Origin of the sequence: Pseudomonas sp. HS6 (assembly GCF_023375815.1) — a bacterium.
GTDB lineage: Bacteria > Pseudomonadota > Gammaproteobacteria > Pseudomonadales > Pseudomonadaceae > Aquipseudomonas.
Genome location: NZ_CP067412.1, coordinates 3,342,354 through 3,355,865 on the forward strand (window position 1 = coordinate 3,342,354; position 13,512 = coordinate 3,355,865).

At 62.5% G+C, this 13,512-nt stretch carries 9 protein-coding genes; 6 read left to right on the forward strand and 3 right to left on the reverse strand.

What is annotated here, in order from left to right; translation table 11 throughout:
- Positions 1-79 precede the first annotated feature (79 nt).
- Together JJN09_RS15170 and cueR are read left to right on the forward strand one after the other, a co-directional pair.
- Positions 80-2,470, forward strand: a complete 2,391-nt coding sequence (locus JJN09_RS15170) for a heavy metal translocating P-type ATPase (RefSeq protein WP_249482468.1) — start codon at positions 80-82, stop codon at positions 2,468-2,470.
- Positions 2,467-2,880 (forward strand): Cu(I)-responsive transcriptional regulator, encoded by a 414-nt coding sequence (gene cueR, locus JJN09_RS15175; protein ID WP_249482469.1) that lies wholly within the window; start codon positions 2,467-2,469, stop codon positions 2,878-2,880. Before JJN09_RS15170 ends, cueR begins: the two co-directional genes overlap by 4 nt.
- Here cueR and JJN09_RS15180 read toward each other — a convergent pair.
- Together JJN09_RS15180 and JJN09_RS15185 are read right to left on the reverse strand one after the other, a co-directional pair.
- The gene (locus JJN09_RS15180) at positions 2,834-4,051 is read right to left on the reverse strand and encodes an MFS transporter (RefSeq protein WP_249482470.1); all 1,218 of its coding nucleotides are present in this window, start codon (positions 4,049-4,051) and stop codon (positions 2,834-2,836) included. The genes cueR and JJN09_RS15180 overlap by 47 nt on opposite strands.
- Before the next feature lie 56 nt (positions 4,052-4,107).
- Positions 4,108-5,004, reverse strand: a complete 897-nt coding sequence (locus tag JJN09_RS15185; RefSeq protein ID WP_249482471.1) for a PA4780 family RIO1-like protein kinase — start codon at positions 5,002-5,004, stop codon at positions 4,108-4,110.
- Positions 5,005-5,461: 457 nt separating this feature from the next.
- On the opposite strand from JJN09_RS15185, the gene JJN09_RS15190 reads away from it, so the two are divergent.
- Positions 5,462-7,408, forward strand: coding sequence for a methyl-accepting chemotaxis protein (locus JJN09_RS15190; protein WP_249482472.1), 1,947 nt, complete (start codon positions 5,462-5,464; stop codon positions 7,406-7,408).
- A 225-nt stretch (positions 7,409-7,633) separates the two neighbouring features.
- Here JJN09_RS15190 and JJN09_RS15195 read toward each other — a convergent pair whose 3' ends face one another.
- Entirely contained in the window at positions 7,634-8,911 is a 1,278-nt protein-coding gene (locus JJN09_RS15195; protein WP_249482473.1) for an acetyl-CoA C-acetyltransferase, read from the reverse strand.
- Positions 8,912-9,190: 279 nt separating this feature from the next.
- Here JJN09_RS15195 and JJN09_RS15200 point away from each other — a divergent pair, with 279 nt between their 5' ends.
- The 3 genes from JJN09_RS15200 to JJN09_RS15210 all read left to right on the forward strand — a co-directional run bounded on the left by JJN09_RS15200 (position 9,191) and on the right by JJN09_RS15210 (position 13,434).
- Entirely contained in the window at positions 9,191-10,543 is a 1,353-nt protein-coding gene (locus JJN09_RS15200; protein ID WP_249482474.1) for a 3-oxoacyl-ACP reductase, read from the forward strand.
- A 2-nt stretch (positions 10,544-10,545) separates the two neighbouring features.
- Positions 10,546-11,400, forward strand: a complete 855-nt coding sequence (locus tag JJN09_RS15205; protein ID WP_249482475.1) for a MaoC family dehydratase — start codon at positions 10,546-10,548, stop codon at positions 11,398-11,400.
- Between the two features lie 309 nt (positions 11,401-11,709).
- A complete protein-coding gene (locus JJN09_RS15210) occupies positions 11,710-13,434 on the forward strand; it encodes a collagen-like triple helix repeat-containing protein (RefSeq protein WP_249482476.1) in 1,725 nt (574 codons plus the stop codon).
- The last annotated feature ends 78 nt before the right edge of the window (positions 13,435-13,512 follow it).

The window sequence follows — 13,512 nt, forward strand, 5'->3', positions numbered from 1 at the left end:
CCCACCATTTTTTTGGTGCTTGACCTTGCCAGCATGGCAAGGTTGATCCTGTAGACATCCACTACAGGGAGTACGACCGATGTCCGATTCCATCACGTTCGATCTGCCCATCAGCGGCATGACCTGCGCCAGTTGCGCCGGCCGTGTCGAGCGGGCGTTGAGCAAAGTCAGCGGCGCCAGTGCCGTCAGCGTCAACCTCGCCACCGAACAGGCCCGCGTGCAGGCACCCGGCGACAGCCTGCCAGCGCTGATGGAAGCGGTTGAGCGCGCCGGCTACAGCGTGCCGCAGCACACTGTGGAATTGAACATCGACGGCATGACCTGCGCCTCCTGCGTCGGCCGTGTCGAACGCGCCCTGAACAAGGTTCCGGGGGTGAAAAGCGTCAGCGTCAACCTCGCCAATGAACGTGCCCATCTTGAACTGCTTGGCGTTGTCGATCCTCAGCTCCTGATCGCCGCTGTGAGCAAGGCCGGTTATTCAGCCAGCCTCTTCGAACTTGAACACCAGACCGACAATCGTCAGCAACGCCTGAACCACGAGCGCTGGGCGCTGATCTGTGCGATTGCCCTCGCCTTGCCGCTGGTGCTGCCGATGCTGCTGCAACCGTTCGGCATTCACTGGATGCTGCCGGCCTGGGCGCAGTTTGCCCTCGCCACCCCGGTGCAATTCATCTTCGGTGCACGTTTTTATGTAGCCGCATGGAAAGCGGTGCGCGCCGGTGCCGGCAACATGGACTTGCTGGTAGCGCTGGGTACCAGCGCCGGTTATGGCCTGAGTCTCTATGAATGGGCGACCGCCGCCGGGCGCATGCCGCATCTGTATTTCGAGGCCTCGGCAGTGGTCATCGCTTTGGTGCTGCTCGGCAAATACCTGGAAAGCCGCGCCAAACGCCAGACCGCCAGTGCCATCCGTGCACTGGAAGCGTTGCGCCCGGAGCGAGCAATTCAAGTCATCGAGGGTCGCGAACAGGACGTCGCCATCAGCGCCCTGCGCCTCGGTGACCTCGTACTGGTCAAACCCGGCGAACGCTTCCCGGTGGACGGCCAGGTGCTGGAAGGCCAGAGCCACGCCGACGAAGCGCTGATCAGCGGCGAAAGCCTGCCAGTGCCCAAACAACCGGGCGACAAGGTCACCGGCGGTGCGATCAATGGCGAAGGCCGTTTACTGGTGAGCACCACGGCGCTCGGCGCGGAAAGCGTACTGGCGCGGATCATCCGTCTGGTGGAGGACGCCCAGGCGGCGAAAGCACCGATCCAGAAACTGGTGGATAAAGTCAGTCAGGTGTTCGTGCCGACGGTTCTGCTGCTGGCCCTCGCCACATTGATCGGCTGGTGGCTGTATGGCGCGCCGCTGGAAACCGCGCTGATCAACGCCGTCGCGGTGCTGGTGATCGCCTGCCCTTGTGCCCTCGGTCTGGCGACGCCGACTGCGATCATGGCCGGCACCGGCGTGGCGGCGCGCCACGGGATTCTGATAAAGGACGCCGAAGCACTGGAACGCGCCCATGAAGTCAGCAGCGTGGTGTTCGACAAGACCGGCACCCTGACCTCCGGCACCCCGCGCATCGCGCATTTCAGTGCGATCGACGGTGATGAAAACGCCCTGCTGACGGCCGCCGGCGCGCTGCAACGCGGCAGTGAACATCCACTGGCCAAAGCGGTGCTGGATGCCTGTGCCGAGCGCAATCTGGCGGTGCCCGACGTCAGCGACAGCCAGTCCCTGACCGGTCGCGGTATCGCTGGCCATCTCGACGGTCGACGTCTGGCCCTGGGCAATCGCCGACTGCTGGAAGAAACCGGTCTGGACGCCGGCACGTTGGCGGAATCCGCCAAGGCCTGGGAAACCGAAGGCCGGACACTGTCCTGGCTGATCGAACAAAGCCCCGCTCCCCGCGTCCTCGGACTGTTCGCGTTCGGCGACACCCTCAAGCCCGGCGCGCTGCACGCGGTGCAACAACTGGCCGCGCGACATATCCACAGCCACTTGCTGACGGGCGACAACCGAGGCAGCGCTCGCGTGGTGGCGGAAGCGCTGGGCATCGAAAACGTCCACGCCGAAGTGCTGCCGGCGGACAAAGCCGCCACCGTCGCCGAACTGAAAAAAACCGGAGTCGTGGCCATGGTCGGCGACGGCATCAACGACGCCCCGGCGCTGGCCGCTGCCGATATCGGCATCGCCATGGGCGGCGGCACCGACGTAGCCATGCACGCCGCCGGCATCACCCTGATGCGCGGCGACCCTAGGCTGGTGCCGGCGGCACTGGAGATCAGCCGCAAGACTTACGCGAAGATCCGGCAGAACCTGTTCTGGGCCTTCGTCTACAACCTGATCGGCATTCCGCTGGCGGCGTTCGGCTTCCTCAATCCGGTGCTGGCCGGGGCAGCGATGGCATTGTCGAGCGTCAGCGTGGTGAGCAATGCGCTACTGTTGAAAACCTGGAAACCCGAGGATCTGGAGGACAACCGATGAACATCGGCCAAGCGGCCCGCCACAGTGGCCTGAGCGCAAAGATGATCCGTTATTACGAATCGATCGGTCTGCTAAGGGCCGCCCATCGCACCGACAGCGGCTATCGCGTCTACGGCGACGATGACCTGCATACGCTGGCGTTCATCAAGCGCTCGCGGGACCTGGGTTTTTCGCTGGAGGAAGTCGGCAAACTGCTGACGCTCTGGCAGGACCGTCAGCGTGCCAGCGCCGATGTGAAGGCCCTGGCCCGCCAGCACATCGACGAGCTGAATCAGAAGATCCGCGAACTCGGCGAACTGCGCGACACCCTGCAGGATCTGGTGGAACACTGCCAGGGCGACCACCGCCCGGACTGCCCGATCCTCAAGGAACTGGCGTCGGGCTGCTGCGCGCAACCCGCTCGCGCCTGAGCAGCAGGACCTTCATCGACAGCACAGTGGCGAGGGGAATGCCGTGGAACAGCAACACCACGGCACCCGGCGCCCACCAGTTGTAGAACGGCGCGGCGATCAGCATGCCGACGCCGAACCCGGTCATCTGCAACAGCGTCAGGAAACTGAAGATCGGCAGGCGCAGCGGCTCAGGCTCCCGTTGCAGACGTGACATCAGGCCGACTTCCGAGAACCCGTCACCCAGCCCGGCCGGCAGCGAAAACAGCAACAGCCCGATGACGCTGTGCTGCTGGAACATCAGGATAAAGCCGCAGGACATCAACAACACGCCGCCGAAATAGCGGCGCTCCAGATGGACGTTGTCAGAGCCGCTCAGGCGACTGGCGATCCGCGCGCCCAGCAGTTTGCCGCTGGCCCACACCGCGAGCATCAGGCCCAGCGTGGTGCTCGCCGAATCTGGCGTGAGCAGTTTGGAAATGATCGGAAATCCCACGTTGTGCGCAGCGCTGCCAAGGGTGTCGGCCATGGTCACCGCCAACATCGCGGCCACCACCGGGGCACTGCGCAGGCCTTGCAACAACGCCGACCATTCACCCTGTTTAGCGCTGGATTCCGCCACTGGCTCCGGTGCGCTGAACCGCAGCGGCGCGATCAACAGGGCCGCCAGCAGATAAGTCAGCGCATTCAGCGCGAACACCGTTTCAAAACCAAATCCCGCAACCAGCAACCCGGACACCAGACTGCCGCCGACCATCGCCATGGACGAGGCGGACGTGATCCAGGCATTGGTCTTGAGTAACTGCGCCGGTTCGATCAAGCGCGGCAACTGACTGTTGAGGCCGATGGCGAACATCGAATTGCCAAAGCCCAGGCCGAACGCAATCAGCGGCAGCAACAACGCCTGCTGACTGACCGGCACAACCAGCAACAACCCGAGCACAGCGGCGCGCAGCAGATCGAAGGCAATCAACGGCAATCGACCACTGCATCGACGATAAAACGCAGTGCCGATCAGGCTGGCGAAAATCCCGCCGCCCACGCGACTGGCCAGGAAAATCCCGACGCTCATGGCGCTGTTGCTCAGCAGATAGACATAAGTGGCCAGCGCGACCATGTTCAGGAAAGCGCCGAAATCGGAAATCAGCCGCGCCGTGATGATCAGCCGGGCATTGCGGGAGGTAGTGGTCACAATCAATCCTTGAATGTGTAAAACCCGGCCGAAGCCGGGTTTTCTTTTTCAGATGCTTACTGCATCCACGGTGGCGGAGGCGGTTCGTCGGACTTGCCCTTGGGCTCGTCGTCCGCCGCCCGGATGGCTTGCTTGCGCTCCTCATCCAGACGCGCGGCTTCGATCTCGCGCAGGATCCCGCCGACATCGGCCAGGTCCTCGGGATCGTCGAACTCGCCGGTCAGCACGCTGGCCGGGTGCAACGTACCCGCTTCGTACAACGCCCACATTTCCTTGGCGTATTTGGTCTTCTTCAACTCCGGAGCGAACCGGCCGAAGTACGACGCCATGTTGCCGACGTCACGCTCCAGCATGCTGAACGCGTGGTTGTTGCCCGCCGCGTCCACCGCCTGCGGCAGGTCGATGATGACCGGGCCGGTCGGTGTCAGCAGCACGTTGAACTCCGAGAGGTCACCGTGCACCAGACCGGTACACAACATCAGCACGATCTGCGAAATCAGGAACGCGTGGTATTCGCGGGCCTGATCCGGCTCCAGCACCACGTCGTTCAGACGCGGCGCGGCATCACCGTATTCGTCGGCTACCAGTTCCATCAGCAGCACGCCTTCGAGGAAGTCGTACGGCTTGGGCACTCGCACCCCGGCACTGGCCAGACGGAACAGCGCCGCGACTTCGGCGTTCTGCCAGGCGTCCTCGGTTTCCTTGCGCCCGAACTTGGAACCCTTGGCCATTGCCCGGGCCTGTCGGCTGTTACGAACCTTGCGGCCTTCCTGATACTCGGCCGCCTGGCGGAAACTGCGTTTGTTCGCCTCCTTGTAGACCTTTGCGCAACGTAACTGATTGCCGCAGCGCACCACATAAACAGCTGCTTCTTTGCCACTCATGAGTGGACGCAGCACTTCGTCGACCAGACCGTCCTCGATCAGGGGTTCAATGCGTTTTGGAGTCTTCATCAGCTTTTATTGTGGGTCCTTTATTACCAAACACGCGAATGTCACTCGTTATACGGCAATCCTCGCATCACGGGGAGGGGTTGCCGACCTGTGAACCTGTGGATGCACACACTGTGCCGGATCAAACGGGCCGATCCGCTGCTCTTGTATCGCACTTGTATCAACCGCTGCGAATCATAGCCGAGCCCGCAGAACTTGTTGGCGCAAGGACTTGAGGGCATTTGCGACAGAATCTGACATCCAGCATCACTCCACTCGTAAGAATTTTCTCTTACAGCCTCAATTTCCCTCTCCGGCAGCCGAAGTCCTCAGAGACAGAGGAATTTGTCCGACAATCGTTCCAAAAAAAACTTCGATGTCGCACTCAAGGAATGGAGTGGAAAACAACGTTTTTCGGCTGCCAATAAACCGCGAGTCATCTGCACTGCGTGGGCCTACAAGAAAATCTGGAGCGCGGATGAACATCAAACAGAAGTTGACGTGGGCGTTTGCAATCATCGCCTGCTTGCCCGTGGTGTTGGTCGCCACGCTGGTGGTACTCAACCTGCGCAGCGATGCCCGGGAAGGTTTTGTCGACGGCAGCGGACGCGAGATCCGCCAGGTCAGCAACGCCATGCAGCTTTTTTTTGACGGCATCAGCCAGAACGTCGATTACCTGGCGACGCAACCGCTGATCAAGAACACCGACGACAGCCTCAAGACCTACATGAGCGCCAACGCCGAAAGCGTCCCGCAGGGCGAGATGGACAAAAAGGTCTTCTCCTTCCTTCAGGATCTGGGCAACAGCCACCCGGCCTACGCCTACGCGATCGTCGGCACCGCTGCCGGCGGTTACGTCTCCTGGCCTGATGATCCCAAGCTGAGCAACTACGATCCGCGCCAGCGCCCCTGGTACAAGGCCGCTCAGGCCAAACCCGGCAAACCGTTCCGCACCGCCGCCTATTACTGGGCGCAGGACGATGCGACCTACGTCAGCACCGTGCGCACCATCGATAACAAACTCGGCAGCAACGGTGGCGTGGTCAGTATCGACGTCACGCTCAAGCAACTCACCGAGATCGTCAAACAGATCAAACTCGGCGAAACCGGTTACCTGATGCTGCTGGAAAACAGCGGCACGGTGCTGGTCGATCCGAAGCAGCCCGAGCACAACTTCAAGCCCCTCGACAGCCTCGGCGACGGTTACGCGCAACTGGCCAAGGCCGGCAAAGGGCTGGTGGAAGTCGAACTCAACGGCGAGCGCTACATGGCCAACGTCTGGCCGTCGGAGCAACTGGGCTGGACCTTTATCGGCCTGATCAAACAGACCGACGTGATGAGCTCGGCCACTCAACTGACCTGGCTGATCGCGATCATCGCCGCTGTGCTGGCGGTCATCTTCGCCGTGGTCGGCGCCAGTTTCGCCAGTCTGATCGTACGGCCGATCCGCAGCGTCGCCAGCGGTCTGGAAGGCATCGCCCAGGGCGAAGGCGATCTGACCAAAAACCTCGACATCCGTGGCAACGACGAAACCGCGCAACTGGCCAACTGGTTCAACCAGTTCCTGACCGCGATCCGCAGCCTGATCCAGCACATCGGTGGTGCGGCCGGGAAAATCCTCGCCACTTCGCAGAGTTCGACCCGGGTTTCCGGCGACATGGCCGAAGCGGCCGGACGCCAGCGTGAAGCCGTGGACATGGTCTCGACCGCGTTCCACGAAATGGTCGCCACCGCCAACGAAGTCGCCCGCTCTTGCAGCCAGGCAGCAGAGTCGGCCGACAGCGGCCAACGCCAGGCCCGCGAAGGTCAGCAGCAGATCGATGCGGCGGTGAACAGTGTCGATCAACTGAGCCAGGAACTGGAGCAGTCGGCGCAGTCGATGCAACAACTGGAGCGCGACAGCAACGACATCCAGTCGATTCTCGGCACCATCCGTTCCATTGCCGAACAGACTAACCTGCTGGCGCTCAACGCGGCCATCGAAGCGGCGCGGGCCGGTGAGCAAGGTCGCGGTTTTGCGGTGGTGGCCGATGAGGTTCGCGCACTGGCCAAACGCACGGCGGATTCGACGGCGGAGATCGACGGTCTGCTGGGCAACCTCGCCAAGCGCACCAGCGCCGTGACCCAACAGATGCGCGCCAGCCTCGATGTGTCGCAGCAATCGGTGGCACGCATTGGCGAGGCGCGGGAAAGCTTTGGTCAGATCCGTGAGTCGGTGGATGTGATTCGTGACATGAACACGCAGATTGCTACCGCCGCCGAAGAGCAGCATCAGGTGGCTGAGGACATCAATCGGCATATCAGCCAGATTCATGGTGATGCGCAGTTGGTGGCGGAGCTGGCGAATTCGGCGCGGTTGGATTCGCAGAGTCTGGCGGGGTTGTCGAATGAGCTGGATGGGTTGGTGCGGCGGTTCCGCACCTGAGTCAAAGTCAAAAGCTCCCTCACCCCAGCCCTCCCGAAACGTCGGACCGCCCGGAGGGAGAGGGAGCCTACCGAGTTGTCTTTCGCTATTCATCGACCTGAAAGATCGAGTCGATTATGGATTCAACAACGTTCTTTCAGGTCGGCGGAATTCTGAAGCATCCCCCCCAATCGGCTCCCTCTCCCTCCGGGAGAGGGCTGGGGTGAGGGAAAGCTTTTTGCTCTTCTAACGCTCGATAATGGCGGTAACACCCTGGCCGCCAGCCGCACAAATCGAAATCAACCCCCGCCCCCGTCCCGCCGCATCCAACAACTTCGCCAGGTTCGCCACAATCCGCCCACCCGTCGCCGCAAACGGATGCCCCGCCGCCAATGAGCTGCCCTTGACGTTCAAGCGGCTGCGATCAATCGACCCCAACGGCGCATCCAGCCCCAACCGGGTCTTGCAGTACTCCGGATCCTCCCAGGCCTTGAGCGTGCACAACACCTGCGCGGCAAATGCCTCGTGGATTTCGTAGTAGTCGAAATCCTGCAAGGTCAAACCATTGCGTGCCAGCAAGCGCGGTACCGCATACACCGGGGCCATCAGCAGCCCTTCTGCGCCGTTGACGAAATCCACCGCTGCCGCTTCGCCGTCACGCAGGTAGGCAAGGATCGGCAGACCACGTTCCTTCGCCCACTCTTCACTGCCCAGCAACACCACCGATGCGCCATCAGTCAGTGGCGTGGAGTTGCCGGCGGTCAGTGTGCCTTTGGCGCTTTTCTCGAAGGCCGGTTTCAGGGTCGCGAGTTTTTCCAGGGTCAGGTCCGGGCGCAGGTTGTTGTCGCGGGTCAGGCCGAGGAACGGCGTCATCAGGTCGTTGTGCCAGCCTTCGCTGTAGGACGCCGCCAGTTTGTGGTGGCTTTCGAGTGCCAGTTGATCCTGTTCTTCTCGGGGGATGTTCCAGGTCTGAGCCATCAATTCACAGTGTTGGCCCATCGACAGACCGGTGCGCGGTTCGCCGTTGCGCGGGAATTCGGGGATCAGGTGTTTCGGGCGCAATTGCAGAAAGGTCTTGAGCTTGTCACCAGTGGTCTTGGCGCGGTTGGCTTGCAGGAGGATCTTGCGCAAGCCTTCGCTGACGCTGATCGGCGCGTCCGACGTGGTGTCGACGCCGCCGGCAATGCCGCAATCGATCTGGCCGAGGGCGATCTTGTTCGCCACCAGCAACGCGGCTTCCAGGCCGGTGCCGCAGGCCTGCTGGATATCATAGGCCGGCGTTGCCGGCGACAGGCGCGAGCCGAGCACGCATTCGCGGGTCAGGTTCATATCCCGTGACAATTTCAGCACCGCCCCCGCGACCACTTCGCCGATGCGCTGGCCATGCAGGTTGTAGCGTTCGATCAGGCCTTCGAGGGCGGCGGTTAGCATCACTTGATTGCTCGCGGTGGCATACGGCCCGTTGGAACGGGCGAACGGAATGCGGTTGCCACCAATGATCGCGACGCGGCGCAGCTGACTCATGAAATGCTCCTTATTGATCCAGATTCGTGGAAATCCCTGTGGGAGCTGGCTTGCCAGCGATAGGGCCGGCACATCCAACATCCTCAGTGGCTGACACTCCGCCATCGCGGGCAAGCCCGCTCCCACAGGGTAAAGTGGTGTACTTGCCATCGAGTTCGGCCACAAAAGCGCCGGGGGCAAACTACTCTGCTGTTCTAGCGTAGGCCTTATTGCGTGGATCGAACGATTGATTGCCCTTCGCAGTCCACACTTTGAACCCCATCTTCTGGAGAGCGTTCCATGTCTGACCGCTATATCGACTTCGCCAACTCGTCCATCGGCCATCGGTTGGTCGGGGCCCTCGGCCTGCCGTCGCCGGTGCGGCTGGAGCGCTGGCAGGCCGGGCGCCTTCGGCCGGTGGACGGTGCACTGCTGATCGGCGGCGGGCCGCTGGCCGAACGGGTCGGCGCCTTTGCCAACCGGCTGACTGATGCCATTTATCGCTACGGCGATCAGCCTTCGTCCGCCACGCAGTGGATTCCCGGCCATGGCCCGAAACTCAAGGCTGTAATCTTCGACGCCAGCGATTTGCAGCACACCGACCAGCTAAAACAACTGCGCGAGTTCTTCCAGCCGTTGATGAAGAACCTCGACAGCAGCGCGCACCTGGTGATCCTCGGTCGTGCCCCGGAAACCCTGCGCGAACCGTTCGCCGCCAGTGCCCAACGAGCGCTCGAAGGTTTCTCCCGTTCGCTGGCCAAGGAGCTGCGCAGCGGCGGCACCCTGCAATTGATTTACGTGGGCGAAGGCGCCGAGGATCAGCTCGAAGGGCCGCTGCGGTTTTTCCTCTCGCCGAAAAGTGCATTTGTCTCCGGGCAAGTGATTCGTCTGAATCCTTGTGCCACGCCAGTGACCGACTGGACACGTCCGCTGGCCGGGCGCAAGGCGCTGGTCACCGGCGCGGCTCGCGGCATCGGCGCCTCCATCGCCGAAACCTTGGCCCGTGACGGCGCCGAAGTGATACTGCTTGACGTGCCGCCGGCCAAGACTGATCTGGAAGCCCTGGCCGCGCGCCTCGGCGGGCGCGCCATCACCCTCGACATCTGCGCCGAAGACGCCGCCGCGCAACTGATCGAACAGCTGCCGGACGGCCTCGACATTCTGGTGCACAACGCAGGCATCACTCGCGACAAGACCCTGGCCAACATGACCCCGGAATTCTGGGACGCGGTGCTGGCAGTCAACCTCAACGCCCCGCAAGTGCTGACCAAGGCCCTGCTCGACAGCGGCACCCTGCGCAATAACGCGCGGGTGATCTTACTCGCATCGATCAGCGGCATTGCCGGCAACCGCGGGCAGACCAATTACGCGGCGAGCAAGGCCGGGCTGATCGGGCTGGCCCAGGCCTGGGCACCGACACTGCTGGAACGCGGCATCAGCATCAACGCCGTGGCGCCGGGGTTCATCGAAACCCAGATGACCGCGCACATTCCTTTTGGCCTGCGCGAAGCCGGCCGGCGCATGAGTTCGCTGGGCCAGGGCGGCTTGCCCCAGGACGTCGCCGAAGCCGTGGCCTGGCTGGCGCAACCGGGCACCGGCGCCTTCACCGGACAGGCATTGCGGGTCTGTGGACAAAGTGTTCTGGGGGCTTAGGCATGAGCATCGATTGGCACACGTTGCACCGTGAACCGAGTCTGCCGGGGCTGTATGTCCGGGCAGCGACCCGGCGCAAAATCACCGGCACCCACTTGCCCGACAGCGGCTTGCGCTGCGGGGTCGATGTCGACGGCAAACGCCTCGCGGCCTATCGCAAGGTCTGCGGTTTTGCCGATGACGGGCTGCTGCCGCCGACTTATCCACACGTCCTGGCGTTTGCGTTGCAGATGCAATTGCTCACGGCCAGCGACTTCCCTTTCCCGCTGCTGGGGCTGATTCACCTGAGCAATCGCATCCGCATTCTGCGGCCGATGGGCGGGATCAGTCGCGCGCAGGCCAGCGTTCGGGTGCATAACCTGCAACCGCATCCGAAAGGCGCGACCTTCGAACTGCTGACCACCCTCGACGATCAACTCGGTCCGCTGTGGGAAGCCGAAAGTCAGATGCTCTGTCGAGGCGTGAAGCTTGAGGGCGAAGCGCTCGAACAGGCGTGGGAACCATCGCTGCCACTGATGCAGGTGGCGCAATGGAAAGCCCCGGCGGACATCGGCCGGCAATACGCCAAAGTCTCCGGCGACTACAATCCGATCCACCTGAGCGCCGCCAGTGCCAGGCTGTTCGGTTTCCCCACTGCCATTGCCCATGGTCTGTGGAACAAGGCCCGCACATTGGCTGCACTGGCGGATCATCTGCCGAAAGCCAACCTGGAAATCGCCGTGCATTTTCGCAAACCGGTGCGCCTGCCGAGTGAGGTTTCACTGTTCGCCAGTGCGGCGGGATCCAGCGGCGAGTTGCGTCTGATCGGGGCCGGGGATCTGGAACACATGGTCGGTCACTGGCAACCGATTGCCTGAATCGATCCGCAGCTGCGGAATATGATTAATTGTGTGTATATAACTTAAGTTTCTGCCGCCGTTATCCAGCCCCTTGTCAAACATCAAGCCTTGATTTTCAAGGCTTTTTTTTGCGCGTTTATATCCTCGGCATTAGTCGTTAAGCAGCACGCTCACCGACCTATATAAAGGCGTTAATACCAACTCGAGAATGGTGTGGATCCAACCTTGCGATTGATATGAGCACAACGGACGAAGGCATTGCCGGCAACAGAATCGGCGGGCCATCGAAGACAACGAACGTTGTGACAGGTGCAAGGAATACCCCTCATGAAAACTCAAGTGTGGTGCAAATCGGCAACAGCGCTGGCATTGATTCTTTCTCTCGGTCTCTCCGGTTGCAGCAGCGGTGGTGGCGGCCATCACAGTACGTCCGGCAGCTCTTCTCCAGACAGTGCCGCTGCGGGTACGGGCGGTACGGGCGCAACTGGCGGCACCGGCGATACGGCTGGCACTGGCGGGACGGGAGGCACCGGCAGCACCGGTGGGACTGGCAACACCGGTGGGACCGGAGGCACCGGCGGTAATGGTACGGCTGGCACTGGCGGAACCGGTGGCACTGGCGGCACCAACCCGACCAATCCGACCAATCCGACAAACCCGACCAATCCAACCAATCCAACCAACCCGACCAATCCAACGGATCCGACAAATCCAACCAATCCCACCACTCCTTCGCTGGTGACGACCACCCTGGTACAGGATGTTGGCAAGACCGTCAGCGGTGTGGGTGATGGTGTCAGCCAGGTTGGCGACTCCCTCAGCACGGTTCCGGTGGTGGGAGGTGTGGTGCAAAGCGTCGCCAATACCGCCGGCAATGTGGTCGGCACGCTGGGGGATGGTGTGTCCAACGGCATCGGCAAACTGGCCAGCACCCCGAATGGCCTGGGTGTGACCGCATCGTCGGTCGGCGGTGTGGTGCAGGATGTCGGCAACGGTGTGTCGGATGTCAGCGGCAAGCTGGCGACAGCCACCGGCAGTATTCCGGTGGTCGGCGGGGTCGTGACCAAAGTTGCGCCACTGCTCGACGGCGTCGGCGAGAAAGTCACCATGCTGGGCGACACCCTCAGTACCGCCACGACCACCGGACCGCTCGGCGGACTCACCACGCAGGTCAGTCAGAAACTGGTGCCGGTGATTGCGATGGTTGAAAGCACCACCGACAAACTCGGTAGCGCCACCGGTCTCGGCGCGCCCCTCAACGGCGTGATCCAGAAAGTCGGCGGTACCGTAGACGGCCTCGGTGACAAAGTGACCGGCGCTGGCAACGGTAATGCCCTGACCAACACGCTGGGCGGCGCGCTGAGTAATGTCGGCACCACGGTCGGCAAGGCCGGCGGACTGGTGGCCAACGGGACTGGCGGGGACTCGGGCGGCATCGGCGGTGGCCTCGGAGGCACCGGTCTGCTGCAAACAGTCGGCGGGGCCGTGGCCAATGTCGGTTCCGGTCTGGCGGCAGGTAATGGTTCGCTGAACGCTCCTGGCAATGTGCTGGTGTCGGCGGGCAACACTGTGGCCTCGCTCAATACTGCTGTCGGTGGTCCAGGTACAACGATCACGGCACCCACCATGGCGCTGGCCAATGTCGGCAATGTCGTCGGCACGGGCCTGAGCCCTGTGACCAGCGCAGCCACCAGCCTGACGCAAAACGTCGGCAACGCCACCGGGCTCGGTGGTCCGGTCGCCGGCCTGACAGCGCAAGTGGGCGGCGCCGTGAGTAATCTGGGTGGCACCCTCGCTGGCAGCACAACCAATCCAGTGGTCACTGCGGTCGGAGGTACTGTCGGCACGGTGGGCAACACTGTGACCGCCGTCGGTGGCCTGCTCAACGGCGGTGCCGGCACCCCCGCCACCAATCCGGTCACCACTGTGGTCAGTAACACGGTCAATGCCGTCGGCGGAGTGCTCGGTGGTGCCACCAATGGCGGCACCGGCACAGGTCTGGGCGGGGTCCTCGGCGGCCTGACCGGCGCTCTGGGCGGCAACAAACGCTGAATTGCACCTGGCCGATTCGACGGCCTAACCTACAGCGCCTACGCTTGGTTGAGGGCGGAAGATTCCCACGAGTCTTCC